General features: G+C 55.9%; 22 protein-coding genes. 8 read left to right on the forward strand and 14 right to left on the reverse strand.

The genetic code is table 11. From position 1 onward, the window contains the following. From gspF to gspC, 4 genes are read right to left on the reverse strand one after another with little or no spacing between them, the layout of a single operon-like run. Positions 1-1209: a type II secretion system inner membrane protein GspF gene (gspF, locus tag APU11_RS25705; protein WP_020689910.1), complete on the reverse strand. Its 1209-nt coding sequence runs from the start codon at positions 1207-1209 to the stop codon at positions 1-3. After that, positions 1209-2687 carry a type II secretion system ATPase GspE gene (gene gspE / locus APU11_RS25710; RefSeq protein ID WP_013097351.1) on the reverse strand — a complete coding sequence of 493 codons (1479 nt, stop codon included), beginning with the start codon at positions 2685-2687 and terminating at the stop codon, positions 1209-1211. The genes gspF and gspE overlap by 1 nt, the downstream gene beginning before the upstream one ends. 13 nt (positions 2688-2700) lie before the next feature. Continuing rightward, positions 2701-4629 carry a type II secretion system secretin GspD gene (gene gspD / locus APU11_RS25715; protein ID WP_058650634.1) on the reverse strand — a complete coding sequence of 643 codons (1929 nt, stop codon included), beginning with the start codon at positions 4627-4629 and terminating at the stop codon, positions 2701-2703. A gap of 12 nt (positions 4630-4641) precedes the next feature. Continuing rightward, positions 4642-5373, reverse strand: coding sequence for a type II secretion system protein GspC (gspC, locus tag APU11_RS25720; protein WP_029883203.1), 732 nt, complete (start codon positions 5371-5373; stop codon positions 4642-4644). 299 nt (positions 5374-5672) lie between these two features. Between gspC and APU11_RS25725 the strand changes: the two genes are divergently transcribed. Both APU11_RS25725 and APU11_RS25730 read left to right on the forward strand, forming a co-directional pair. Continuing rightward, on the forward strand, positions 5673-7226 hold the full coding sequence (locus APU11_RS25725) for a peptidoglycan-binding protein (protein ID WP_058650633.1): 1554 nt from the start codon (positions 5673-5675) through the stop codon (positions 7224-7226). Then, complete coding sequence (locus APU11_RS25730) at positions 7226-7822, forward strand: hypothetical protein (RefSeq protein ID WP_058650632.1); 597 nt, start codon at positions 7226-7228, stop codon at positions 7820-7822. The genes APU11_RS25725 and APU11_RS25730 overlap by 1 nt, the downstream gene beginning before the upstream one ends. Positions 7823-7848: 26 nt before the next feature. Here the strand turns inward: APU11_RS25730 and APU11_RS25735 are convergent, their stop codons facing one another. The 3 genes from APU11_RS25735 to APU11_RS25745 all read right to left on the reverse strand — a co-directional run bounded on the left by APU11_RS25735 (position 7849) and on the right by APU11_RS25745 (position 9886). Continuing rightward, complete coding sequence (locus APU11_RS25735) at positions 7849-8472, reverse strand: helix-turn-helix domain-containing protein (protein WP_058650631.1); 624 nt, start codon at positions 8470-8472, stop codon at positions 7849-7851. Between the two features lie 263 nt (positions 8473-8735). Continuing rightward, a complete protein-coding gene (locus APU11_RS25740; protein ID WP_013097358.1) occupies positions 8736-9566 on the reverse strand; it encodes an N-acetylmuramoyl-L-alanine amidase in 831 nt (276 codons plus the stop codon). Then, entirely contained in the window at positions 9563-9886 is a 324-nt protein-coding gene (locus tag APU11_RS25745) for a heavy metal-binding domain-containing protein (protein ID WP_029883199.1), read from the reverse strand. The genes APU11_RS25740 and APU11_RS25745 overlap by 4 nt, the downstream gene beginning before the upstream one ends. A gap of 107 nt (positions 9887-9993) precedes the next feature. Between APU11_RS25745 and APU11_RS25750 the strand changes: the two genes are divergently transcribed. The 6 genes from APU11_RS25750 to artJ all read left to right on the forward strand — a co-directional run bounded on the left by APU11_RS25750 (position 9994) and on the right by artJ (position 14497). Further along, positions 9994-10512 carry a lipoprotein gene (locus tag APU11_RS25750; RefSeq protein WP_013097359.1) on the forward strand — a complete coding sequence of 173 codons (519 nt, stop codon included), beginning with the start codon at positions 9994-9996 and terminating at the stop codon, positions 10510-10512. Between the two features lie 226 nt (positions 10513-10738). Then, on the forward strand, positions 10739-11467 hold the full coding sequence (artP, locus tag APU11_RS25755) for an arginine ABC transporter ATP-binding protein ArtP (RefSeq protein ID WP_013097360.1): 729 nt from the start codon (positions 10739-10741) through the stop codon (positions 11465-11467). A gap of 20 nt (positions 11468-11487) precedes the next feature. Next, entirely contained in the window at positions 11488-12219 is a 732-nt protein-coding gene (gene artI, locus APU11_RS25760; protein ID WP_058650630.1) for an arginine ABC transporter substrate-binding protein ArtI, read from the forward strand. A 6-nt stretch (positions 12220-12225) separates the two neighbouring features. Beyond that, complete coding sequence (gene artQ, locus APU11_RS25765; protein WP_013097362.1) at positions 12226-12942, forward strand: arginine ABC transporter permease ArtQ; 717 nt, start codon at positions 12226-12228, stop codon at positions 12940-12942. Further along, on the forward strand, positions 12942-13610 hold the full coding sequence (gene artM / locus APU11_RS25770) for an arginine ABC transporter permease ArtM (RefSeq protein WP_013097363.1): 669 nt from the start codon (positions 12942-12944) through the stop codon (positions 13608-13610). The genes artQ and artM overlap by 1 nt, the downstream gene beginning before the upstream one ends. 155 nt (positions 13611-13765) lie before the next feature. Further along, entirely contained in the window at positions 13766-14497 is a 732-nt protein-coding gene (artJ, locus tag APU11_RS25775; RefSeq protein WP_013097364.1) for an arginine ABC transporter substrate-binding protein ArtJ, read from the forward strand. 86 nt (positions 14498-14583) lie between these two features. Here artJ and APU11_RS25780 read toward each other — a convergent pair whose 3' ends face one another. The 7 genes from APU11_RS25780 to potG all read right to left on the reverse strand — a co-directional run bounded on the left by APU11_RS25780 (position 14584) and on the right by potG (position 21779). Beyond that, on the reverse strand, positions 14584-16053 hold the full coding sequence (locus APU11_RS25780) for an ATP-binding protein (protein ID WP_044158735.1): 1470 nt from the start codon (positions 16051-16053) through the stop codon (positions 14584-14586). Then, entirely contained in the window at positions 16037-16744 is a 708-nt protein-coding gene (locus tag APU11_RS25785) for a response regulator transcription factor (RefSeq protein WP_020689900.1), read from the reverse strand. Before APU11_RS25785 ends, APU11_RS25780 begins: the two co-directional genes overlap by 17 nt. Positions 16745-17129: 385 nt before the next feature. Beyond that, complete coding sequence (gene rlmC, locus APU11_RS25795) at positions 17130-18260, reverse strand: 23S rRNA (uracil(747)-C(5))-methyltransferase RlmC (RefSeq protein ID WP_058650629.1); 1131 nt, start codon at positions 18258-18260, stop codon at positions 17130-17132. 40 nt (positions 18261-18300) lie between these two features. Next, positions 18301-18774: a YbjO family protein gene (locus tag APU11_RS25800; protein WP_040022848.1), complete on the reverse strand. Its 474-nt coding sequence runs from the start codon at positions 18772-18774 to the stop codon at positions 18301-18303. Positions 18775-18839: 65 nt separating this feature from the next. Next, on the reverse strand, positions 18840-19685 hold the full coding sequence (potI, locus tag APU11_RS25805; RefSeq protein WP_020689897.1) for a putrescine ABC transporter permease PotI: 846 nt from the start codon (positions 19683-19685) through the stop codon (positions 18840-18842). Next, complete coding sequence (gene potH / locus APU11_RS25810) at positions 19682-20635, reverse strand: putrescine ABC transporter permease PotH (protein ID WP_048971437.1); 954 nt, start codon at positions 20633-20635, stop codon at positions 19682-19684. Before potH ends, potI begins: the two co-directional genes overlap by 4 nt. 10 nt (positions 20636-20645) lie before the next feature. After that, positions 20646-21779, reverse strand: a complete 1134-nt coding sequence (gene potG, locus APU11_RS25815) for a putrescine ABC transporter ATP-binding subunit PotG (protein ID WP_013097371.1) — start codon at positions 21777-21779, stop codon at positions 20646-20648. Between the last annotated feature and the right edge of the window lie 92 nt (positions 21780-21871).

The raw sequence follows: 21871 nt of genomic DNA on the forward strand, positions 1-21871 counted from the left end.
TTAACCCACCATATTATTGAGCTGAAGAAGCGGTTGTAATATTGACAGCACGATAAATAAAACCACTGTCGCCATTGTCACCACCAGTGCCGGTTCAAATACCGACAGCGTTAACGTAATTCGATGCTGTAATGCCGATTCCTGGTTTTCCGCGGCGCGATCCATTAATGAACCTAATTCCCCGCTCTCTTCGCCGGAGGCAATCATGTACAGCATGGTCGGCGGAAAGAGCTTCGCCTGGTCCAGCGCGTTATACAGAGAAGCGCCCTGACGTACGGTATCCGCCGCCTGCTCCAGCACCTGCCGGGCATAGAGGTTTTCGATCCCGTCCATCGCGATATACATCCCCTCCAGCAGCGGGACGCTACTGGCCTGCAGAATGCTGAGCGTGCGGATATAGCGGGCGCTGTTGATGGCGCAAACCAGCTTTTTGATCGGCGAGCCATTCACCAGCCAGCTGTGCCAGCGAAAGCGGTTCGTGGTTTTCTTCACCCACGTCTTAAAGCCCACGATTGCGCCGAACAGCCCCCCGGCAATGTAGATCCCGTACGCCTGCAGAAAATCGCTCACCGCAATCAGCGTGCGGGTGGTGATCGGCAGCTGCTGTTTCATGTGCACGAACTGCTCGATGACCTGCGGCACCACCGCCACCAGCAGGATGCTGATCACCGCCACGGCAACCACCGTCAGGGTGATCGGGTAGACCATCGCCTGCGTCAGCTTGCTTTTCATCTTCTGGCGCTGCTCGTTGTACTCCGCCAGCTTCTCCAGCACATCGCCGAGGTGGCCGGTTTTTTCCCCGGCCATCACCAGCGTGCAGTACAGCTTGTCAAAGGTGCGCGGGAACTGGCTGAAGGCATCAAACAGCGTATGGCCTTCCACCACTTTCTCGCGGATCTCCGTCACCATAGCCGCCAGCTTTTTGTCTTCCGTCTGCTTTGAAATGGCCTTCAGGGCGCTTTCCAGCGGCAGCGACGCGTTAACCAGCGTTGACAGCTGACGGGTGAACATCGACAGCACCGGCACAGAGAGTCTGGCGCCGGTTTTGGCTTTAGCGCTGGCCGCATTTTCACGGGTTTCGGTGATGGTGAGCGGCATCAGCTTCTGCTCACGCAGCGACTGGCGCACCTGCTTAGGTCCTTCCGCCTGCAGCGTGCCGCGCTGGGTTTTTCCGGCGGCATCGGTCGCGGTCCACGCGTAGAAAGCCATTATTCATCGCCTCCACGCTCGGCGGTCACGCGCATCACCTCTTCAAGGGACGTGATACCGCTGATGACCTTCATCAGCCCGTTTTCGCGCAGGCTGTAGGCCTGTTTGAACAGCTCGGTCTCAATGGACATCTCATCTTTGTCTTCATGAATGGCGCGACGCATGGCGCTATCGACCACCAGAAACTCGTGAATGCCCGCGCGTCCCTGATACCCGCTCTGGCGGCACTGGTCGCAACCAACGGCGCGATAGATGGCCTTTGGTGGCTTATCCATAAAGCTAAACAGCGCTTTTTCATTGTCATCCAGCGGACTGGTGGTACGGCAGTGCGGACACAGCCGACGCACCAGACGCTGGGCAATGACGCCGAGTAGCGACGAACCGATTAAAAAGGACTCCAGCCCCATATCCCGCAGACGGGTGATGGCCCCCGCCGCACTGTTGGTGTGCAGCGTAGACATGACCAGGTGACCGGTGAGCGACGCCTGCACCGCGATTTGCGCGGTTTCACCGTCACGAATTTCCCCGATCATCACCACGTCCGGATCCTGACGCAAAATGGCGCGCAGGCCGCGGGCAAAGGTCATGTCCACGCGCGGGTTGACCTGCGTCTGCCCCACCCCTTCCAGCTCGTACTCAATCGGATCTTCGACGGTCAGAATGTTGCGTTCATGTCCGTTCAGGGCCGACAGAATGGCATACAGGGTGGTACTTTTACCGGAGCCTGTCGGCCCGGTGACCAGGATGATGCCGTGCGGGCGGTTAATCAGCCCTTTCAGTTTTTCCAGCTCTTCATCAATGAGTCCGAGCTTGTTGATATCCGGTTTCAGGTTGCTCTTGTCGAGCAGACGCATGACCACGCGCTCGCCGTACTGCGACGGAATGGTCGAGACACGCACGTCAATCGCCTTGCGGCCAATGCGCAGGGAGATACGGCCATCCTGCGGCAGACGTTTTTCGGCGATGTCGAGTTTCGACATGACCTTAATACGCGAGACCAGCAGCGGGGCCAGTTTACGTGCGGGCTGGAGCACCGGGCGCAGCACGCCGTCAACGCGAAAACGGATGCTCAGCGTGCGCTCAAAGGTTTCGATATGGATATCCGATGCACCGTCTTTCACCGCTTCGCCGAGAATGGCGTTGATCAGGCGGATCACCGGCGAGTTTTCGTCGTTATCCAGCAGATCTTCGTTGTCCGGGATCTCCTCGGTTAACGCCATCAGATCGATATCCGCATCCATATCGTCCACCAGCTGCTGCGAAACGCCGCTGTTCTGCTGCCAGATTTTAGCCAGCATCTCATCAAACGCTTCCGCGCTCAGCGTCTGGGGCACAAAGGCGCGCCCCAGTACCCGGCGCATCTCCAGTAGCGCAAACGCGGGGACGTCGTCACGGATATAGACCGTGTCGTTCCAGAAAAGGATGCCGTTCTCCTTCGCAAAGCCGCTGGTGCAAAGCTGTTTCGTCAGTTCATCCACGCGTCACCTCCCCTTACTCTTTGAAGGGGTTGCGCGTGGTGGCAGGTGCGCTCACGCCGACCGGCATGGAGTGATCCTGCTTTGGATAGGCAGGCAGGACGGCGTTATCGGTGTTCTCAACAATGCCGAGCTTTTTCTCCTCCAGACGCTGCTGTTGACGGGCGCGGATCTGGTCGTATTTCTCCTTCGTCGCCGCGCTGTAGTTGTCGTCATCACGCAGGACGGTGGTATGGATAAAGACCATCAGGTTGCGCTTCGACGTATCCTCCGAGGTATAGCGGAACAGCTGTCCCACCAGCGGCAGATCGCCGAGCAGCGGCACTTTCGACACGTTCTGTTTGCTGACGTTTTCCATCAGACCGCCCAGCACCACCGTCTGGCCACTGTGGACCATCACTTCGTTGTTGATGGTACGGGTGTTGAAGGTTGGGCCGAGGCTGGCGTCTTCGGTGGCGCTGGCGTCAACGCTGGAGACCTCCTGCTCGATCTTCAGGTGGATCATGTCCCCGTCGTTGATCTGCGGAACAATCTTCAGCTTGGTACCGACGGTTTTACGCTCAACTGAGTTAAAGACGTTGTCGCCGCTGGTGGTCTGAGAACCCGACAGCACCGGCACATCCTGACCCACGTTGAACGACGCTTCTTTGTTATCCAGCGTCACCACGCTTGGCGTGGAGAGAATATCGTTCTTGCCGCTGGTGGAGAGCGCGGTCAGCAGTGCGCCATAGTCACCGTTGAAGAAACCGGTCGCCAGGCCAGTAAAGGAGGCCCCTTTGATCGTGCCGTTTTTGACCTGGCTAATGGGCAGACCGGTTGAACCGAACTGCACGCCGCCGTGTTTGCCGGTCCACTGCACGCCGAGATCCATGCCGTTACCGTCCTGCACTTCCGCAATGATGGCTTCCACCAGCACCTGCGGACGACGAATATCCAGCTTGTCGATCACCTTCTCCAGCGAGTTCATGACGTTTGGCTGAGCGGTGATCACCAGCGAGTTGGTGGACTCATCGGCGGTGATATTCAGCTCGCTATTGGTTGTGGCGGTTTTGCTTTTCGCGGTACCGGCTTTGTCTTTCAGCTGCTCACCGATACCGGTCAGCACCGGCACCACTTTCGAGGCGTTGGCGTATTTCAGGTAGAAGACGCGGGTATTGCCCTCGTTGTTCTGTTCGCGGTCGAGCTGGCCAATCAGCGAGCGGGTACGCGCGCGGGCATCTTCGGTGCCGCTGATCACCAGGCTGTTGGTTTCATCATCGGCCACCACTTTAGTCGCCAGCTGTGGCGCGTTCTGCCCTTTCTGCTCTTCATTGTTGAGGTTGTTCAACATATCGGAGAGCTCTTTCGCCGAGGCATAGCGCAACGGTACGATTTCGCGACGCTGCATACCGGAACGGTCCACGCGCTGAACCAAATCCACCAGGCGGTTCACCACCGAGGCTTTCCCGGTTAACAGCAGCACGTTAGAGGGTTCAAAGTGGACCACGTTACCGATCCCCGAGGCATCGTTCAGCTGGCGCAGCAGCGGGGCCAGCTCGCGTACCGGCACGTTCTCCATGCGCACTACGCGGGTGATGATCTCATCCCCTTTGCCCGGGTTTTTGCTGTCGGCCACCGGCACCCCGGCGGTACGCGCCACGCTGGAACGCACCACTTTGACCATGCCGTTATCCATCGGAATAACCGACAGACCATAGAGATCCAGCACGCTCAGGAAGAACTGATAATATTCCTCTTCCGACAGCACGTTATAGGTTCTCACCGACACCGTGCCCTGAACGGACGGATCGACGAGAATCGTTTTATTTAGATTGCGACTTACCGTATCGATAAATTCGCGAATATCGGTATTTTTAAAACTGGCGCTAAAGTTGGCTGCAAACAGCGAACCGGAATATAACGACAATGCGGTCAGCGCCACGCACGCCCATGGAAATTTCTTCATGATTTACACTTGTTAATTGTTTAGAACATTAACCCGAATATTTTCAAGGTGAGCGTGCCGTCTGACGACGACCTCCGCTTCTTTCATTTTCGACCAGTTGGCGATAATATTTTTCGCCTGCGCTTCTTTCGTCATATCGACGTCATTCACTTTCACCACCACATCACCCTGTTTCAGTCCTGTTTCACTGTAAAAAGGCGAAGCATTGCGTGGATTAATGTTAAAGCCTTCCAGTTGGCCTTTATCGATTAACGGCTTTAACACCAGATAATCATCGAGATGCAGACTGTCCGCGCCGGCATCTTTTTTCGATTTCGTCACCGGGCTATTGCCTGCATCGCCCTTAAAATAAGGCGGCTGTTTGAGGGCGAGCGTTTGCTTCGTGCCTTCATACTGAACAACCACATTATCTTTATTAATTTCATCCACATACGCGTCGTCGAACCCCACCAGCGGTTCCCCTTCCCGGTAGCTCTGCTGCCCGGCCGGGGTCTTAATCACGGCGAACGACAGCCACGACTCATCGCTGCGGATGATGCCTTCAATTTCTGCAGACAGCGGCGCTTTTACCGCCGCCGGAACGTCGGCCTGACGGACCGCAGCCGTAAAAAGACCAAACGTTTTGTCACTGTTACGCGGTTTTAGCGGCGCTTTATCAGCATTCGCTAACTTATTCGTAACCTTTTTATAATCTTTAAAAACGACATAACCCTGCTGGCTGCAAAAAATTAGCATGACTAGCATTATGCAGGGCGTCATTAGCCTGGAAAGGAATGCGTTCCTCATTATTATCGGGCCTTTTAGCAAAGCAGGAATTCGCAGCGGTATGCTGCATAACTTAGTGAGCAAATAGTAATAAGCGTGACCAGTGCAAACCACCGGCTTCGCTATTAACTTTAATGAAGAAAATGATTGACCGGAAAAAACGGTAATGTTAGATGCAGCCTGACAGGTTATTTTTACTCTGGTGTTAAATTGACCATGACAGGGGCTTACCGTACTTTTCGCCCATTGCTATTAAAGAGAAGAGACGGTAAGTCGTTATGTATCAGAGCCATTTTAAATTCAGTACCCCGCCGTTCAGAAATATCACCCGCAAGTCGGGCGATTTTCTGGTGCCTTATCATCAGGATGTGTTTAATCTTCTGAAAGAGAAAAGCCAGCAGGCAGGGATCATCGGGCTCTTTTACCACGACAGCGAACTGCTGGGGCAGTTCAGCGATGCCCTCAAAGCCAGCAGCAAGTCGGTGCTCTGCATTAATGCCTTTCCAAAGCTGAGCGCCAGTAGCCTGCTCTTCAAACTCAACCCGGTAGCGAAAGAGAAGAACAAGCTCCAGGCGGTTGACGCCATTATTCGCCAGTGGCGCGATGCGAAGTCGACCCACAAGGTGCTGGTCATTTCCCAGGCGCAGGCGATGAAGGCCAGCGGCTATGACGTGCTGGGCATACTGCTTACCCGTGCGCAGGAGCTGGATGTTCGCCTGTCGATTGTGCTGATGGGCACGGCCGACCAGGAAGTGATGCTGAAAGCCTCTGCCCTGCAGGAATATGTGCTGACCTGCCACACCCTGCGCAACCTGACCTGCCGCGAGTTCCTGAGCTACGTTGACGCCCAGTGCCACGAGCACGGCGCGGATGTCTCTCCGCTTACGCCCGCTCGCGTGAAAAAAATCCACGCCCTGACTAAAGGCAACATCAGCAAGCTGAACGAACTGGCTCATCTTTCCATGCTGGCCGCCTGGACCGAACGGGCGCCAAACGTTGGACCGCGTCATTTGCGTCTCGCCACCGGTGAAGCCCTGCCAGCGCCTAAGCGTGGTAAAACGTTGGCCTCCGTCGGGTTGTTCGCGTCCGTCCTGTTCGCCGCCTGCGGCTGGATGATGACCTCGTCCATTACGGCAAAACTGCCGATGGCGCTGCCGGTACCGGCCAGCTGGAAACAGCAGGTAAAAACGCCAGACGCGCCGGTACTTCCGGTTATCGAACAGGAGGTGGTGAATCAGCCCGATGCCATGCACCAGCTTTACGCCATGTGGGGCTATGACGCCTCTGCCGACGATGCCCTGTGCCAGAATGCCGCAAAAGTGAACCTGATGTGTAAACAGGGTAATGCCTCCCTGGACACGCTGGCGAATGACGGTTACCCGTGGGTGAGCGAGATTAAAACAGGCGATCACATTAATTACGCCGTCGTGGCGCGTGCCGGGAAAAATTCCCTCGATCTACTGATGAACAACCGCACCTGGCAGGTGAGCCGCACGTGGTATAACCAGCATGCAACGGGCAATTACACCCTTCTGCACCGCCTGACCCCGTCAGGCAAAGACGAAATCACCGCCGCCAGCGACAGTAAAGATCTTGAGTGGCTGGATCAGCAGCTGAGCGTGGCGCTGGGCGAAAGCGAAACGCACGATAAAAACTGGACGGCGGAGCTGATGAAGCGCACCCGCGAATTCCAGGAAAAAATGCACCTCCGCGTCGACGGTATTCCGGGTGAAGACACCCTGATGCAGCTGATGCGCGAAACCCATACCACGCCGAGCGTGTTGATCCAGACAACCCAGGCTAACCCGACTACGCAAGAGAAGCACGCATAATGTCTACCATCTGCCTCGCTGCCCAGCGCAGCTATACCACCGGGGAACCGGTCTGGTTCTCATGGCGTTTGCCGTCATTCAGTAAAATTATCAGCGTGGTGACGCTCTGGTGTCTGGGGCTGTGCGCGCTGATCGTCGCTGGCCTCTATGCGCACGTGTACTGGAACCTGCGCCACCCGGCACCGGTGATAAAAAAGGTGAGCGTCGCGAAGCCAGACACCACCCTTTCTGATATGCATTATGTGTATGTCACCAAACCGTTCCCGCACCCGCAGCTAAAGCCGCAGTCGGTAAAAGTGCAGGAAGATTTACCGCCGATGGACAATATGCCCATTAATAGCGACGAAAATGACTGGCAGCAGGCACCTGATGGCGCATTGCCGGACAGCCCCGTCACGCATGATACCTCGCGCGATACCTTACCCGGCACCGAAGCGCACGAACAGGCGATGAAACACGCGCAGGCAACGCAGCCGGATGAAGACAATTCATTAAAAACGTTATTTATGCAGGCGCTAAAACAGCAGCAGGATGATATGGCGAAGGGAAAAATGCCCGCACCACCGGTTGACGAAACGCAAAATGCGTCTCCTTAGATAATAAAAGGAGACGCGGGAGGGGATTAATATTTTTCCGGCAGGGAGGTCAGGCTAATCAGTCGCCCTTTTTCGACCACAATATATTGACCTTTTTTCAGGTCTGAGAGAATTTTAATAATGGTGCTACGTGCCAGGTTGGTGTATTCCTGAATATAATCATAAATATTAATATCTCGCTGATGATCAACAATCAGTTCGTTAATTTCTATCAGGAATTCACGGACGACGGAGTACGCGCTGCGGGCAACCAAAACATCATCACGCTTGCTGAGCAAACAGATATACCATGCCAGCACTTTAGTCAGTTCAGGCCACAGCCCGTGCTGAGTCATTAACTGCTGGAATTCGTCCTTATGTATGGTACGAACCACGGTATTACTGCGCACCACGCCCTGCATATGCGTAGAATTGTAGAAAATAGCGGAGAGACCAAAGATACATTGTCCCTGTAACGTAAACATACATAAGTCATCAGAACTGCGGCGGAATTCGACTTCTCCGCTGACGATAATGTGAATATTATCGGAGTTGCAGGTTGATATTTTTTGCCATTTTCTTAACGTTTTTTCTTCATACCCGGCCGTTGCAGAAATAATGGCTTCCATTTCATGATGGGGACGTGTTTTTTTACCAAAAATGCTTAACATTATTATACCCAATTAAGATGTTTAAATAAGAAAATTGTCCGGCAAGGCGTTACGTTGCCGTAAAATGTGTTGGTATTCTTTTTGAAATTAAAAAAACCAGAAGAGGACTGTTTCTTTAATTTGATTCATGCTGTGAATCGATGAATCAATCTTAGTTGAGGGCGATTTTAAATCAATTTACTTAAAATGAATTGAGAATGTACTTAAGATTAATCTTATGATCAATCTCACAAAAACGAGGCATTCGGGTTAATCCCGAAGGATTACCCCTGCCCGTATTTCTCTAAAAGTGCTTCGGCAATGGCCAGCGTTTCCACATCTGCCACGCCGTTCCACAGCTGCGGCCTGAAGTGCATCTGGAAGACCATAATGATGCGCTTCTGCTGAGCGGGGGTGCTGTTGTCGGGGACCTCGTAACCGTAACGCGCGAGCAAATCGAGTAACGCTGCGGTCTCCACGGCCTGATACCGTGGCCGCCCGTTCATATAGAACGCCACCCGGGACGCGTCGGGCCAGGCGCCAATCCCCTGCTCTGCAAGCTCGCGCCACGGGAACAGCGGACCGGGATCGTCCTTGCGCTGAGGCGCGATATCCGCATGGGCCACCACGTTCTCGGGTTTAATGTGATAGCGGGCAATAATGTCTTTTGCGAGCGGCACCAGGGCCGCAATTTGCGCGGGTTCGAACGGGGAAAAGTGTTTTACCCCGGCCGTTTTTTGCCAGCCGCGATTCTCAAGCTCAATGCCAACCGACGTATCATTAATGCGGTTGGTGCCGCGCCAGAAGCTGATACCCGCATGCCAGGCCAGTTCGTTCTCGGGAACCAGCTGCCAGATACGCGGTTTACCGTCCGGCGCGGGCGGCTTCGCCGGGATCAAATAGTGGGAGCTGACGTTCTTGTCCGTCAGCGTGGCCAGCGAGCTGTCAAAGTCATCCGCCGTATAGTGGATAACCAGCACCTTGATGCGCGGATAGGCCGCCTGCGCCTGGTGGCGGGTATCCAGTTCATAGGCGCCTTTATCCACAATGCCTTTTTCCGTGGCGCACCCTGCCAGCAACAGCGCCAGCAGGAGTGTTGAAAACGCGCGTTTCATCGACGGGTTTTCACCGCCGTACCGCTTACGCTCACCATCAGCATGCTCGCTTCTTTACCGACGGTTTCGTAGTCAATATCAATTCCCACGACCGCATCCGCCCCCAGTGCCTTGGCCTGTTCGCCCAGCTCTTTAAAGGCGATTTCCCGGGCTTTACGCAGCTCTTTTTCATACGCGCCAGAGCGGCCGCCGACGATATCGCGGATACCGGCAAAGAAATCGCGAAAAATGTTGGCCCCCAGAATGGCTTCGCCCGTGACCACACCGCAATACTCGGTAATCGGCTGCCCTTCCAGGGTTGGCGTTGTTGAAAACTGCATGGTTTCTCTCCTTCTTTAGCGTTCAATGCCTTAGCCCATAACTTCACCAGCATTATCGGTTCGTTACGCTATGATTGAAAGGATAGTTAATAAATAAGGAAATCAACGTGCGCTACTCTGCTTTAACGCTTTTGGTGCCCTGCGCGCTGGTGCTCAGCGCGTGTACCACCACGGTCACGCCAGCCTTTAAGGATATCGGTACCCGCAGCGGCCCCTGTATAGAGGGCGGCCCGGATACCGTGGCGCAACAGTTCTATGATTATCGCATTCAACACCGCAGCAACGATCTCACCGGCCTGCGTCCGTATCTGAGCGATGGGCTGGCAAAACTGCTGAACGATGCCACGCGCGATCCGCAGCACAACGCGCTGCTGAAATCCGATCCGTTCTCCAGTCGCACGACGTTGCCGGACAGCGCCGAGGTGGCCAGCGCCTCGACCATCCCGAACACCGATGCGCGTAACATCCCCCTGCGTGTGAAGCTGACCCAGGGCACCCAAACCTGGCAGGATGAAGTGCTGATGATCCGCGAAGGCCAGTGCTGGGCGGTGGATGACGTACGCTATATCGGCGGGAGCGTACATGCCCCGGCAGGCACGCTGCGCCAGTCGATTGAGAATCGCTAAACCCACTGTTTCAGAATTGTAAACCCCGAAAAATGTGCGGCATTTCATGCGGAATGCCGACATTTATACTCGCCGACCTTGGGCTTCGCTATTTTGTGCTATGTTTAAGGGGTATTACGGGTTATATTTAACTTTTAACGCAGAAATATTGCATAACTATTCTGTCAACGGTACTATCTGCGGCCTCAATTGCTATAGATTGCCTGGATGAGTAAAGACTGCCCCGATGAGTATTAAACTAAACGGCATTAACTGCTTCTACGGCGCACACCAGGCGCTGTTCGACATCACGCTGGAGTGCCCGGAAGGCGAAACGCTGGTTTTGCTTGGCCCAAGTGGCGCGGGTAAAAGTTCTCTTTTGCGTGTCCTTAATCTGCTTGAAATGCCCCGTTCAGGAACGCTGGCTATCGCCGGTAACCACTTTGATTTTGCGAAAACGCCGTCCGATAAAGCGATTCGTGAACTGCGTCAAAACGTTGGCATGGTCTTCCAGCAATACAACCTCTGGCCGCACCTGACCGTCCTGCAAAACCTGATTGAAGCGCCCTGCCGCGTTCTCGGTTTGAGCAAGGATCAGGCGATGGCGCGTGCTGAAAAGCTGCTGGAGCGTCTGCGCCTTAAGCCCTACAGCGATCGTTATCCGCTGCATCTCTCCGGGGGTCAACAACAGCGTGTGGCGATTGCCCGTGCGCTGATGATGGAGCCAGCGGTGCTGCTGTTTGATGAGCCGACCGCCGCGCTGGACCCGGAAATCACCGCCCAGATCGTGAGCATCATTCGTGAGCTGGCGGAAACCAACATTACTCAGGTCATCGTCACCCATGAAGTGGAAGTGGCGCGTAAAACCGCCAGCCGTGTGGTCTACATGGAAAACGGGTATATCGTTGAGCAAGGTGATGCGAGTTGCTTTACCAACCCGCAAACCGATGCCTTCAAAAACTACTTATCTCACTGAGAGTGCCAGGGAAAATGATAATGAAAAAAGTATTGATTGCCGCGCTGCTCGCTAGCGTCTGCCTTTCCGCTACCGCAGCCCAGACCATCCGTTTCGCCACCGAAGCGTCCTATCCTCCGTTTGAATCTATCGACGCCAACAACAAGATTGTGGGCTTCGATGTCGATCTGGCTAACGCGCTGTGTAAAGAGATCGACGCGACCTGTACCTTCAGCAACCAGGCGTTTGACAGCCTGATCCCAAGCCTGAAGTTCCGCCGTATCGACGCCGTGATGGCCGGTATGGACATCACCCCAGAGCGTGAAAAGCAGGTGCTGTTCACCACGCCGTACTATGACAACTCCGCCCTGTTTATTGGTCAGAAAGGGAAATTTACCTCTGTTGACCAGCTGAAAGGCAAAAAAGTGGGCGTACAGAACGGCACCACGCACCAGAAATTCATCATGGATAAACATCCGGAAATCACCACCGTGCCTTACGACAGCTACCAGAACGCGAAGCTGGATCTGCAGAATGGCCGTATCGATGGCGTGTTTGGTGACACCGCGGTAGTGACCGAATGGCTGAAAGCCAACGATAAACTCGCGCCGGTGGGCGACAAAGTGACCGATAAGGACTACTTCGGCACAGGTCTGGGGATTGCCGTTCGTCAGGGCAACACTGAGCTGCAGCAGAAATTCAACGCTGCGCTGGAAAAAGTGAAGAAAGACGGCACCTACGAAACCATCTATAAAAAATGGTTCCAGAAGTAATTCCTGATGAATGAAATTCTTCCTTTAGCAAGCGCCGCCGGGATGACCGTCGGCCTTGCCGTTTGCGCACTGATTATCGGCCTGGTGCTGGCGATGTTCTTTGCGGTATGGGAATCTGCAAAGTGGTTCCCTGTCGCCTGGACTGGCTCCGCGCTGGTCACCGTGCTGCGTGGGCTACCGGAGATTCTGGTGGTCCTGTTTATTTATTTCGGTTCCTCACAGCTGCTGCTGACGCTGTCGGACGGCTTTACCCTCAATCTTGGCGTCGTGCAGATCCCGGTGCAGATGCAGATTGAAAACTTCGACGTCAGCCCGTTCCTCTGTGGCGTCATTGCCCTTTCCCTGCTCTATTCTGCGTACGCGTCGCAAACCCTGCGCGGTGCGCTGAAAGCGGTACCGCAAGGACAATGGGAATCTGGCCAGGCGCTGGGAATGTCGAAAGCGGCGATCTTCTTCCGCCTGGTGATGCCGCAGATGTGGCGTCATGCCCTGCCGGGTTTAGGGAACCAGTGGCTGGTGCTGCTGAAAGATACCGCGCTGGTGAGCCTGATAAGCGTTAACGATTTAATGCTGCAAACCAAAAGCATCGCTACCCGCACCCAGGAGCCGTTTACCTGGTACATTGTGGCGGCGGCTATCTACCTGGTGATCACGTTGCTGAGTCAGTACATCCTTAAGCGTATTGACCTGCGTGCGACGCGCTTTGAACGGAGACCAGGCTGATGCTGGACTATTTACCCGAGCTGATGAAAGGGCTGCACACCAGCCTGACGTTGACCGTGGCGTCCATCATCGTGGCGCTGATCCTGGCGCTGATCTTTACCATCATCCTGACGCTGAAAACGCCGGTGCTGGTGTGGATTGTGCGCGGCTATATCACCCTCTTTACCGGTACGCCGCTGCTGGTGCAGATCTTCCTGATTTACTACGGCCCGGGCCAGTTCCCGTCGCTACAGGAGTATCCGGTTATCTGGCATCTGCTCTCTGAGCCGTGGCTGTGTGCCCTGATCGCCCTTTCACTGAACAGCGCCGCCTACACCACTCAGCTGTTCTACGGAGCGATCCGCGCCATTCCGGAAGGACAATGGCAGTCCTGCGGCGCGCTCGGCATGAGCAAAAAAGATACGCTGGCCATTTTGCTGCCGTACGCCTTTAAGCGTGCCCTCTCCTCTTACTCCAACGAAGTGGTGCTGGTGTTCAAGAGTACCTCGCTGGCCTACACCATCACCCTGATGGAAGTGATGGGCCACGGGCAACTGCTCTATGGACGCACCTACGATGTGATGGTGTTTGGCGCGGCAGGCGTGGTGTATCTGGTGGTTAACGGACTGTTGACGCTGATGATGCGCCTGATCGAGCGTAAAGCGCTGGCATTTGAGCGCAGAAATTAATCACGTAAATGCATAAAACGGTATTGATAAAGCGGATAACCTGATGGGTTATCCGCTTTTTTTTATTCCACAATAAATATTTAATCATTTATATTGAATATAAATTCATTAAATGGCATTGTACTTTCATAAGACCTACAGACGGGAGTATTACAATGAAAAAGTTAGTTCTGGCCGCATTACTGGCAACGTTTGCCGCAGGCGCAACGGCTGCCGATAAAATCAATTTCGGCGTTTCTGCCACGTATCCACCATTTGAATCGCTGGATGCCAGCAACCAGATCGTGGGTTTTGATATCGATCTGGCGAAAGCGCTGTGCAAACAGATGCAGGCCGACTGCACCTTTACCAACCATGCCTTTGACAGCCTGATCCCGTCCCTGAAATTTAAAAAATACGACGCGGTGATCTCCGGTATGGACATCACGCCAGAGCGTAGCAAGCAGGTGGCCTTCACCGACCCGTACTACGCCAACTCGGCGGTGGTCATTGCGAAGAAAGGGGCTTATAAATCCTTTGATGAGCTGAAAGGCAAACGCATCGGGATGGAAAACGGCACCACGCACCAGAAGTACCTGCAGGACAAACATCCTGAAGTGAAAACCGTGGCGTATGACAGCTATCAGAACGCGATTATCGATCTGAAAAATGGCCGTATCGATGGCGTATTTGGTGACACCGCGGTCGTAAACGAATGGCTGAAAACCAACCCGCAGCTCGGTACGGCAACCGAAAAAGTGACCGATCCGCAGTACTTCGGTACGGGTCTGGGCATTGCGGTGCGTCCGGATAACAAAGCGTTGCTGGCAAAACTGAACGGCGCGCTGAAGGCGATTAAAGCTGACGGTACATATCAGAAAATCAGCGACCAGTGGTTCCCGCAGTAACTTTTTTTGCCGGGTGACGGCTTCGCCTTACCCGGCCTACGGGGGAAGTTGTAGGCCGGGTAAGCGCAGCGCCACCCGGCACTCTCTCACAACGGCACGAAGAACCTGAATCGCGCCCCGCTCACCGACTCCATCAGCCTGATCCCTCCCCCGTGTAGTTCCAGCATCCGTTTGACAATCAACAGCCCTAACCCACCGCGATTCTCCCGCGTTGCCTGCGGATTCAACGCTGAAGGCCGCTGGAACAGATCGTCGCGCAGCGCGGCATCCACACCGGTTCCTGAATCGGCCACCTCAACCTGTAGCTTTTCATTCTCCTGCCATACGGCGAGACGGATCTTGCCGCCGGTGGGGGTATGGCGGATGGCGTTATCCAGCAGATTGGTCACCACGCGCTCTATCATCGAGACATCGGCATACACCAGCGGCAGCGGCCCGGGAACGTCTATCTGGAGCTGAAGCTCGCGCGTGCGCGCCGTGAGCTCAAACTTTTGCGCCACGTCGGAAATAAGCTCTCCCATCGCAAAACGCTCGCGCTGGGGCTTGATGCCGCCGTGCTCAAGACGCGCAAGCTCAAACAACTGCTGTGACAGATGACGCACCTTTTGCCCCTGACGCAACGCCGTGGCGAGGTATTGCTGATGCTCCTGCGGCGTCAGGGTGGCGGATTTCAGCGACAGCGTCTCCAGATAGCCCAGCAGCGAAGTCAGCGGCGTGCGTAAGTCGTGGGAAATATTGGCGATAAACTCCCGCCGCTGGCGGTCGCTGTCGGCCAGCTGATCCCACTGGTGGGTGATTTTGCGTGCCAGCTCGATAAAATTGTTACGCAGGAGCGCCACTTCATCTTTTGCTGCCACATCCGGCTGTTGGACCGCCAGCGCGCGTATCGCGCTCATGCTGTCATGCTCCAGCCCGGCCACTTCACGCGTCAATCGTTTAACCGGACGCGTGACCCAGTACCAGATCAGTAAGCCCGCCAGCAGGCCAAACAGCGCCACCCACAGCATTGACCAGAGCACCGTACTCCACAGCGCCTTGTGCCAGGCCATGTCCGCCAGCGCGTTCGACTCCTCGCCCTGTAAAATAATATACAGATAGCCTTTAAGCTCGCCGTCCTGACGTAACGGCGTCGCGCTGAACACTTTTTTGTTCTGGCTACGCGGATCGTCGCCAAAAACCGGCATGGCCGCACCGCTGAGGAACTCCTGTACCGGCGCGAGATTGATGCTTTGTCGCTGAATATGGCCAGGCGGGGCGGCATCGGCCAGAATATCGCCATCCGGGGAGACGACGTACAGTTCCACGCTCGGGTTGAAGGTCATCAGCCTGTCAAAGAGCGGTTTCAGCGCGGTACGGTCGACCCTGCCCTGGGCGTTCAGAATTGGTTCGCGCTGCACGATCTGTTGCGCCAGGCCGCCAGAGAGACGCTGAACCATGGCGTTACCATACTGCATGCTGCTGTAGAGCTGGACGGCGCAGGCGACGGCGGCACAGAGCATCATCAATAAAATGAACAGCAGCGTCAGGCGCTGGCTCAGGCTAAAGCGGCGCATCATGGTGCGGCTCCGCAAATTTATAACCTTTGCCCCAGACGGTGCGAATGATCTCCGGCTCGGCAGCGTCTTTTTCAATCTTGATGCGCAGGCGGTTGATATGGGTGTTAACGGTATGCTCGTAACCTTCGTGCTGATAGCCCCACACCTGCTCCAGCAGCGCCAGACGCGAGAAGACCTCGCCAGGATGGCGGGCAAAGAAGTACAGCAGTTCAAACTCGCGCGGGGTGAGATCCACTATCTGGCCGTGAAGCAGCACGCTGCGGGCCAGCGGGTCGATCGTCAGGCCATGCGCCTGAATATTCCCGGCACTCTGCGCCTGCCCCATCGCCTGCTGGCGGCGGAACAGCGCCTTAATGCGCGCAATCAGCTCCTGCACCGAGAACGGTTTTGCCAGATAATCATCCGCGCCGGTTTCCAGGCCGGTGATCCGATCGGTTTCGCTGCTGCGGGCGCTGATAATGATCACCGGCAGGTAGCGGGTCATCTGGCGAATACGACGGCAAATCTCCAGGCCGTCGACGTTGGGGAGCATGAGATCGAGGATCACCGCGTCCCACGGCTGTTTTTCAAGGCACTGTAACGCGTTGCCGCCGTCGGGCTCGTGGGTGATGGTGTAGCCTTCATCTTCTAAATTGAGTCGCAGAAGTGCCGCGATATCGTGGTCATCTTCCACCAGCAGGATCTGCTTCATGGGTAAGCCTTATTTCATCTCTTATGACGTAAGCTTACCTGATTTCGCAGGGTTGAAGAGTTCACATTTTGTTGAAGATTTGCGGGCTAACAAACCACTCAACCGATCGCCTCTGTATTTTCTGAATCAGCCTCGCAGGATTTAACTTATCCTTTCTGTCCTTGGGGGAGTACTTGCGCCGGAGTCAGCGCGCGTAATGGGCGATCTGCTCTTTGAGTTGACAGGCTATTTTGCCGACCAGTTGAAAGCGCCACGCTGGCTAAAAACAGAGGCGGGAGTCGCATTACTGGGGTAAGCAAACAAAGCCGGGTGGCGGCTACGCCTTACCCGGCCTACCCGAACTTGTAGGCCCGGTAAGCGCAGCGCCACCGGGCGATGTTAAGGATTAGCGCGTTTTCACCAACAACGTCAACACTTCATAATGCGCGGTATGCGGGAACATATCGAAAAGCTGAACGCGTTCAACGCGGTAGCCCGGCAGATGAGCGATATCTGTCGCCATGGTACGGGCGTTGCAGCTGGAGTAAATAATGTAATCCGGCGCCATCTGGCTCAGATAGTCGCACAGCGCCTTGCCAATGCCCCGGCGCGGCGGGTTGACCAGCACCAGCTCCGGTACGTTGCCCTGGCCGGTCGCGAACTGCGTGGAGTCCAGCGCCTGGAAGTGCAGATTGGTTAATCCGAGCTCAGCGGCAGACTGTTTCGCGCAGGCAATCGCTTCGGCGGCGATCTCAATCCCGGTCAGCTGCATCTCGGGCGTGGCGCAGTGCAGACCAAAGCCCCCGACACCGCAGAACAGATCCCACATATGATGGATGTTTAACGCCCTTACCCAGTCGCGGGCGGTGGCATATAACGCACTCGCCACCGTCGGGTTGGTCTGGAAGAAACTTTGCGGGCGGATCCACAGCGGCACGTCGTTGAACGTTTCCGCCAGCGCATGCTGCCCGGTGAAGAAGATCTCTGTCTCCCCCTCCATAATCGCCATATGCACCGGCTGAATATTGGCGGTAATGACCTTCAGTTGCGGAAGCTGCTCCTGCAGCCACGGCAGCGCCGCGCGCAATTGTTCCAGCTTGGCTTGCGAGCGCAGCACGAAACGCAGCATCATACCGCCGTCCATCTGGCTTTCGGTCAGGAGGAGATATTTCAGCTCGCCGCGCTTACGGGCGACGTTATAAGGCGTTAACCCCGCGCGGGCAATAAACGGTTTGAGTGCCGCGAAGACCGGCTCAAACGAGGCAGGATAAAGCGGGCAGCCGGTGAGATCTTCCGGCGTACCGTCGCGATGCAGCATGCCCAGCAGCGGTTTTTCTACGCTGCCGCTGACCACCATTTTGGCTTTATTACGAAAACCCTGCTCCGGGCCGCTGACGGGGGCGCACCACTCACCCACCGCATGTTCAGCCAGCAGCTGTTGCAGGTCGGCCATTTTGGCGGTGAGTTGTTGAGAGACCGGCTGTTCTATCCACTGACAGGAGCGGCAGCGTCCGGCGTCATAGTGTGCGCACTGCATAGGAAAACCTTAAGAATAACGAGGGCTGCGATTATACACATTATTGCAGGCGGAAGAACCGCCGGCTTGAGGCTGGAGCAAAGAGCAGCAGGAGCACCAGCATATCGGGTAATTTCTGCATGACCAGCGCATGGAAGATCTCGCGTTTGGATCCACCGGCAATGCTGAACAGCTCCGGATAGCCATAGCCCAGCGAGGCGGCCCACAGATAGCTGGCGGCGGTCACCTGCGTCAGCAGATAGATCCAACGCGCCCAGTTGCGCCCTTTAACCAGCGAAAACGCGCAGTAGATTTCGATAAACACCAGCACAAGGCTGCTGAGGAATACCAGCGTGAGGTTCCAGGTTTGCACGCTGCGGTGAATGAACTCACCGATGCCGCGCGCCCCCAGGGTGTTGAGGATCATCAGTACATCAAGACAGCGGATCATAATAATAGCGAGCGCCGCCACCTGCACCAGCGCAGGTACGTTTGGACGAGCGTGCGTAAGACGTGATTTTTTTAATAATCCCAATGTTTTACTTCCCTGAAAAACAGTGCCGCGTCATGCGCGGCACATCACTGGAAATAATAATTCCTTCAGCCGCGTCTTGCACGCTGGATATCGCGCACGCGCTGCTTTTCCGCGCGCGCCATCAAATACCAGGCGATAAATCCGACAATTCCGACCACGCCGAGGATAATCGACGCCAGGGCGTTGATCTCCGGGTTCACCCCCATGCGCACGCTGGAGAAGACCAGCATTGGCAGCGTCGTCGCCCCTGGCCCGGAAACAAAGCTGGCGATCACCAGATCGTCGAGCGACAGGGTAAAGGCCAGCAGCCAGCCGGAGATCACCGCAGGCATAATCATCGGCAGCGTGATGATGAAAAAGACCTTCACCGGCGTGGCACCGAGATCCATCGCCGCCTCTTCAATGGAGCGATCCAGCTCGCGCAGACGCGAGGAGATGACCACCGCCACGTACGCGGTACAGAAGGTCACATGCGCCAGCCAGATGGTGAGCATGCCGCGATCCGCCGGCCAGCCAATGGCATGCGCCAGAGCCACAAACAGCAGCAGCAGCGACAGGCCGGTGATCACGTCCGGCATCACCAGCGGCGCGGTGATCATAAAGGCAAAACCGTTCGAGCCGCGAAAACGCCCGAAGCGCACCATCACCAGCGCGGCGATGGTGCCCAGCACCGCGGCCATCGTGGCCGCCAGCGCCGCGATGGTCAGGCTCAGCCCCACCGCGCTCATCATCGCATCGTCGTGGAACAGTTCGCTGTACCAGCGCGTCGACCAGCCTGCCCATACGGTGACCAGTTTGGAGCTGTTGAACGAGTAGATCACCAGCATCAGCATCGGCGCATACAGGAAGGTAAAGCCGATCACCAGGATCGCAATTCGCCACGGAGAGCGCACTACCGGTAAGTTGTTCATCCGTGGTCTCCCATCTGTTTCTGCTGATGCTTGTGGAACCACATGATCGGCACGATCAGCAGCAGCAACATCACGATCGCCACCGCGGAGGCTACCGGCCAGTCGCGGTTATTGAAGAACTCCTGCCACAACACGCGGCCAATCATGATGCTGTCCGGGCCGCCGAGCAGTTCCGGGATCACAAACTCCCCAACCGCCGGAATGAACACCAGCATCGACCCGGCGATAATCCCGCCTTTGGTCAGCGGCACAATCACGCTGAAGAAAGTCTTCAGCGGACGGGCGCCCAGATCCAGCGAGGCTTCCACCAGCGAGTAGTCGATACGCGTCAGCGCCGTATAGATCGGCAGCACCATAAACGGCAGGTAGGCATATACAATCCCGATATAGACCGCGAGATTGGTGTGCAGAATAGTCAGCGGCTGATCGATAACCCCTAACCACATCAGGAAGTTATTCAGCACCCCGTTATTTTTCAGGATCCCCATCCACGCGTAGACGCGGATCAGGAACGAGGTCCACGACGGCAGGATCACCAGCAGCAGCAGAATATTGCGCGTCGAGGGCTTACTGTGCGCCACCGCCCATGCCAGCGGGTAGCCCATCAGCAGACAGCAGAGCGTGGAGATCGCCGCCACCTGCAGTGACTGCAAATAGGCTTCGATATAAAGCGGATCTTCCGTCAGCTGCAGGAAGTTGCCAAGGTTAAGCGTCAGCGTCAGCTGGCCGTCTGCCCAGTCCAGCAGATTGGTGTAGGGCGGGATCGCCCGCGCCATTTCCGCCAGGCTTATCTTGAAAACGATCAGGAACGGCAGCATGAACAGCAGGATCAGCCACACGTAAGGCATGGCAATCACCAGCTTGCGGCCGTGGTTCATCTGCATGCGCGCCAGCCAGTGCGCAAAGCCGCCCGGTTTTTCGACGCGGGCTGGCGGTTCAAGTGTACTCATTGGCCGCTCCTTATACCGTCAGCACGACACAACTGTCCGCATCCCAGCACAGACGCACTTCGTCGCCCCAGGTCGGCAGTCCTTTACGGTAGCGATGTTCGTTTTGCAGCTGGGCGCTGAGCATCTGCCCGCTCTTCAGACGGACGTGGTAGATAGAGAGATCGCCCAGATAGGCAATGTGCACCACTTCGCCCACGGCAAAGTTAAAGCCATCGGCCGGAGGATCTTCACAGAGCATGATTTTCTCCGGTCGCAGGGCGATATAGACCGGCACGTTGTCTACCACGGAGTTATCCGGGTCGACCTTCAGCGGATGCTGCAGCCCCGGCGATTCGATGATCAGCCCGTCTTCTTCACGCGCTTTCAGCAGCCCTTCAAAAACATTCACCGAGCCGATGAACTCCGCGCTGTAACGGGTAGTCGGGTGTTCATAAATCTCTTCCGGCTCGCCAATCTGCACGAACTTACCGCGGTTCATGATCGCGATACGCCCGGCCATGGTCATGGCCTCTTCCTGGTCGTGGGTGACCATCACGCAGGTCACGCCTACGCGTTCGAGGATATCCACCACTTCGAGCTGCATACGGTCGCGCAGTTTTTTATCCAGAGCACCCATCGGCTCATCAAGCAGCAGCAGTTTCGGGCGTTTCGCCAGGCTTCGGGCCAGTGCCACGCGCTGACGCTGACCACCAGAAAGCTGGTGCGGTTTACGCTTCGCGAACTCCTGCATGTGCACCAGACTCAGCATCTCCGCCACACGCGCGGTGATTTCGGCTTTTGGCAGCTTGTCCTGCTTCAGGCCAAACGCGATGTTCTGCTCCACCGTCATATGCGGGAACAGTGCGTAAGACTGGAACATCATGTTAATCGGACGCTGATACGGCGGTACGCTGGAGAGATCCACGCCATCCAGCACAATCTGCCCGGCGGTAGGTTGTTCAAACCCGGCCAGCATGCGCAGCAAGGTTGATTTACCGCAACCAGACGCCCCGAGAAGGGCAAATATTTCGCCTTTGTAGATAGTCAGGCTGACGTCGTCCACGGCATGCTGGCCATCGAAAGATTTGGTGAGGTTACGAATTTCAAGTAGCGGGGTCAGCGCTTTACGGACTTTCGCCTGCGGGCGGGGGATCGCGTCATTCACGGGGTGTTCTCCGGCATAGATCAAAACTGGTGCAAACGCACCGTCAGGGTGCGCATCGCCGGGCGGCGCGAACGCTTGCCCGGCCTACGGGT

The organism is Enterobacter sp. 50793107 (assembly GCF_001463365.1).
Taxonomy (GTDB): Bacteria; Pseudomonadota; Gammaproteobacteria; order Enterobacterales; family Enterobacteriaceae; genus Enterobacter; species Enterobacter cloacae.

Excerpts from the sequence above, each read along its gene's own strand:
- artQ (WP_013097362.1), top strand. The coding sequence starts at position 12,226 with ATGAATGAAATTCTTCCTTTAGCAAGCGCCGCCGGGATGACCGTCGGC.
- APU11_RS25730 (WP_058650632.1), top strand. The coding sequence starts at position 7,226 with ATGTCTACCATCTGCCTCGCTGCCCAGCGCAGCTATACCACCGGGGAA.
- potI (WP_020689897.1), bottom strand. The coding sequence starts at position 19,685 with ATGAACAACTTACCGGTAGTGCGCTCTCCGTGGCGAATTGCGATCCTG.
- artJ (WP_013097364.1), top strand. The coding sequence starts at position 13,766 with ATGAAAAAGTTAGTTCTGGCCGCATTACTGGCAACGTTTGCCGCAGGC.
- gspD (WP_058650634.1), bottom strand. The coding sequence starts at position 4,629 with ATGAAGAAATTTCCATGGGCGTGCGTGGCGCTGACCGCATTGTCGTTA.
- gspC (WP_029883203.1), bottom strand. The coding sequence starts at position 5,373 with ATGCTAGTCATGCTAATTTTTTGCAGCCAGCAGGGTTATGTCGTTTTT.
- artM (WP_013097363.1), top strand. The coding sequence starts at position 12,942 with ATGCTGGACTATTTACCCGAGCTGATGAAAGGGCTGCACACCAGCCTG.
- APU11_RS25745 (WP_029883199.1), bottom strand. The coding sequence starts at position 9,886 with ATGCAGTTTTCAACAACGCCAACCCTGGAAGGGCAGCCGATTACCGAG.
- APU11_RS25735 (WP_058650631.1), bottom strand. The coding sequence starts at position 8,472 with ATGTTAAGCATTTTTGGTAAAAAAACACGTCCCCATCATGAAATGGAA.
- APU11_RS25785 (WP_020689900.1), bottom strand. The coding sequence starts at position 16,744 with ATGAAGCAGATCCTGCTGGTGGAAGATGACCACGATATCGCGGCACTT.
- gspF (WP_020689910.1), bottom strand. The coding sequence starts at position 1,209 with ATGGCTTTCTACGCGTGGACCGCGACCGATGCCGCCGGAAAAACCCAG.
- APU11_RS25780 (WP_044158735.1), bottom strand. The coding sequence starts at position 16,053 with ATGATGCGCCGCTTTAGCCTGAGCCAGCGCCTGACGCTGCTGTTCATT.
- APU11_RS25740 (WP_013097358.1), bottom strand. The coding sequence starts at position 9,566 with ATGAAACGCGCGTTTTCAACACTCCTGCTGGCGCTGTTGCTGGCAGGG.
- potH (WP_048971437.1), bottom strand. The coding sequence starts at position 20,635 with ATGAGTACACTTGAACCGCCAGCCCGCGTCGAAAAACCGGGCGGCTTT.
- artP (WP_013097360.1), top strand. The coding sequence starts at position 10,739 with ATGAGTATTAAACTAAACGGCATTAACTGCTTCTACGGCGCACACCAG.
- rlmC (WP_058650629.1), bottom strand. The coding sequence starts at position 18,260 with ATGCAGTGCGCACACTATGACGCCGGACGCTGCCGCTCCTGTCAGTGG.
- APU11_RS25725 (WP_058650633.1), top strand. The coding sequence starts at position 5,673 with ATGTATCAGAGCCATTTTAAATTCAGTACCCCGCCGTTCAGAAATATC.
- artI (WP_058650630.1), top strand. The coding sequence starts at position 11,488 with ATGAAAAAAGTATTGATTGCCGCGCTGCTCGCTAGCGTCTGCCTTTCC.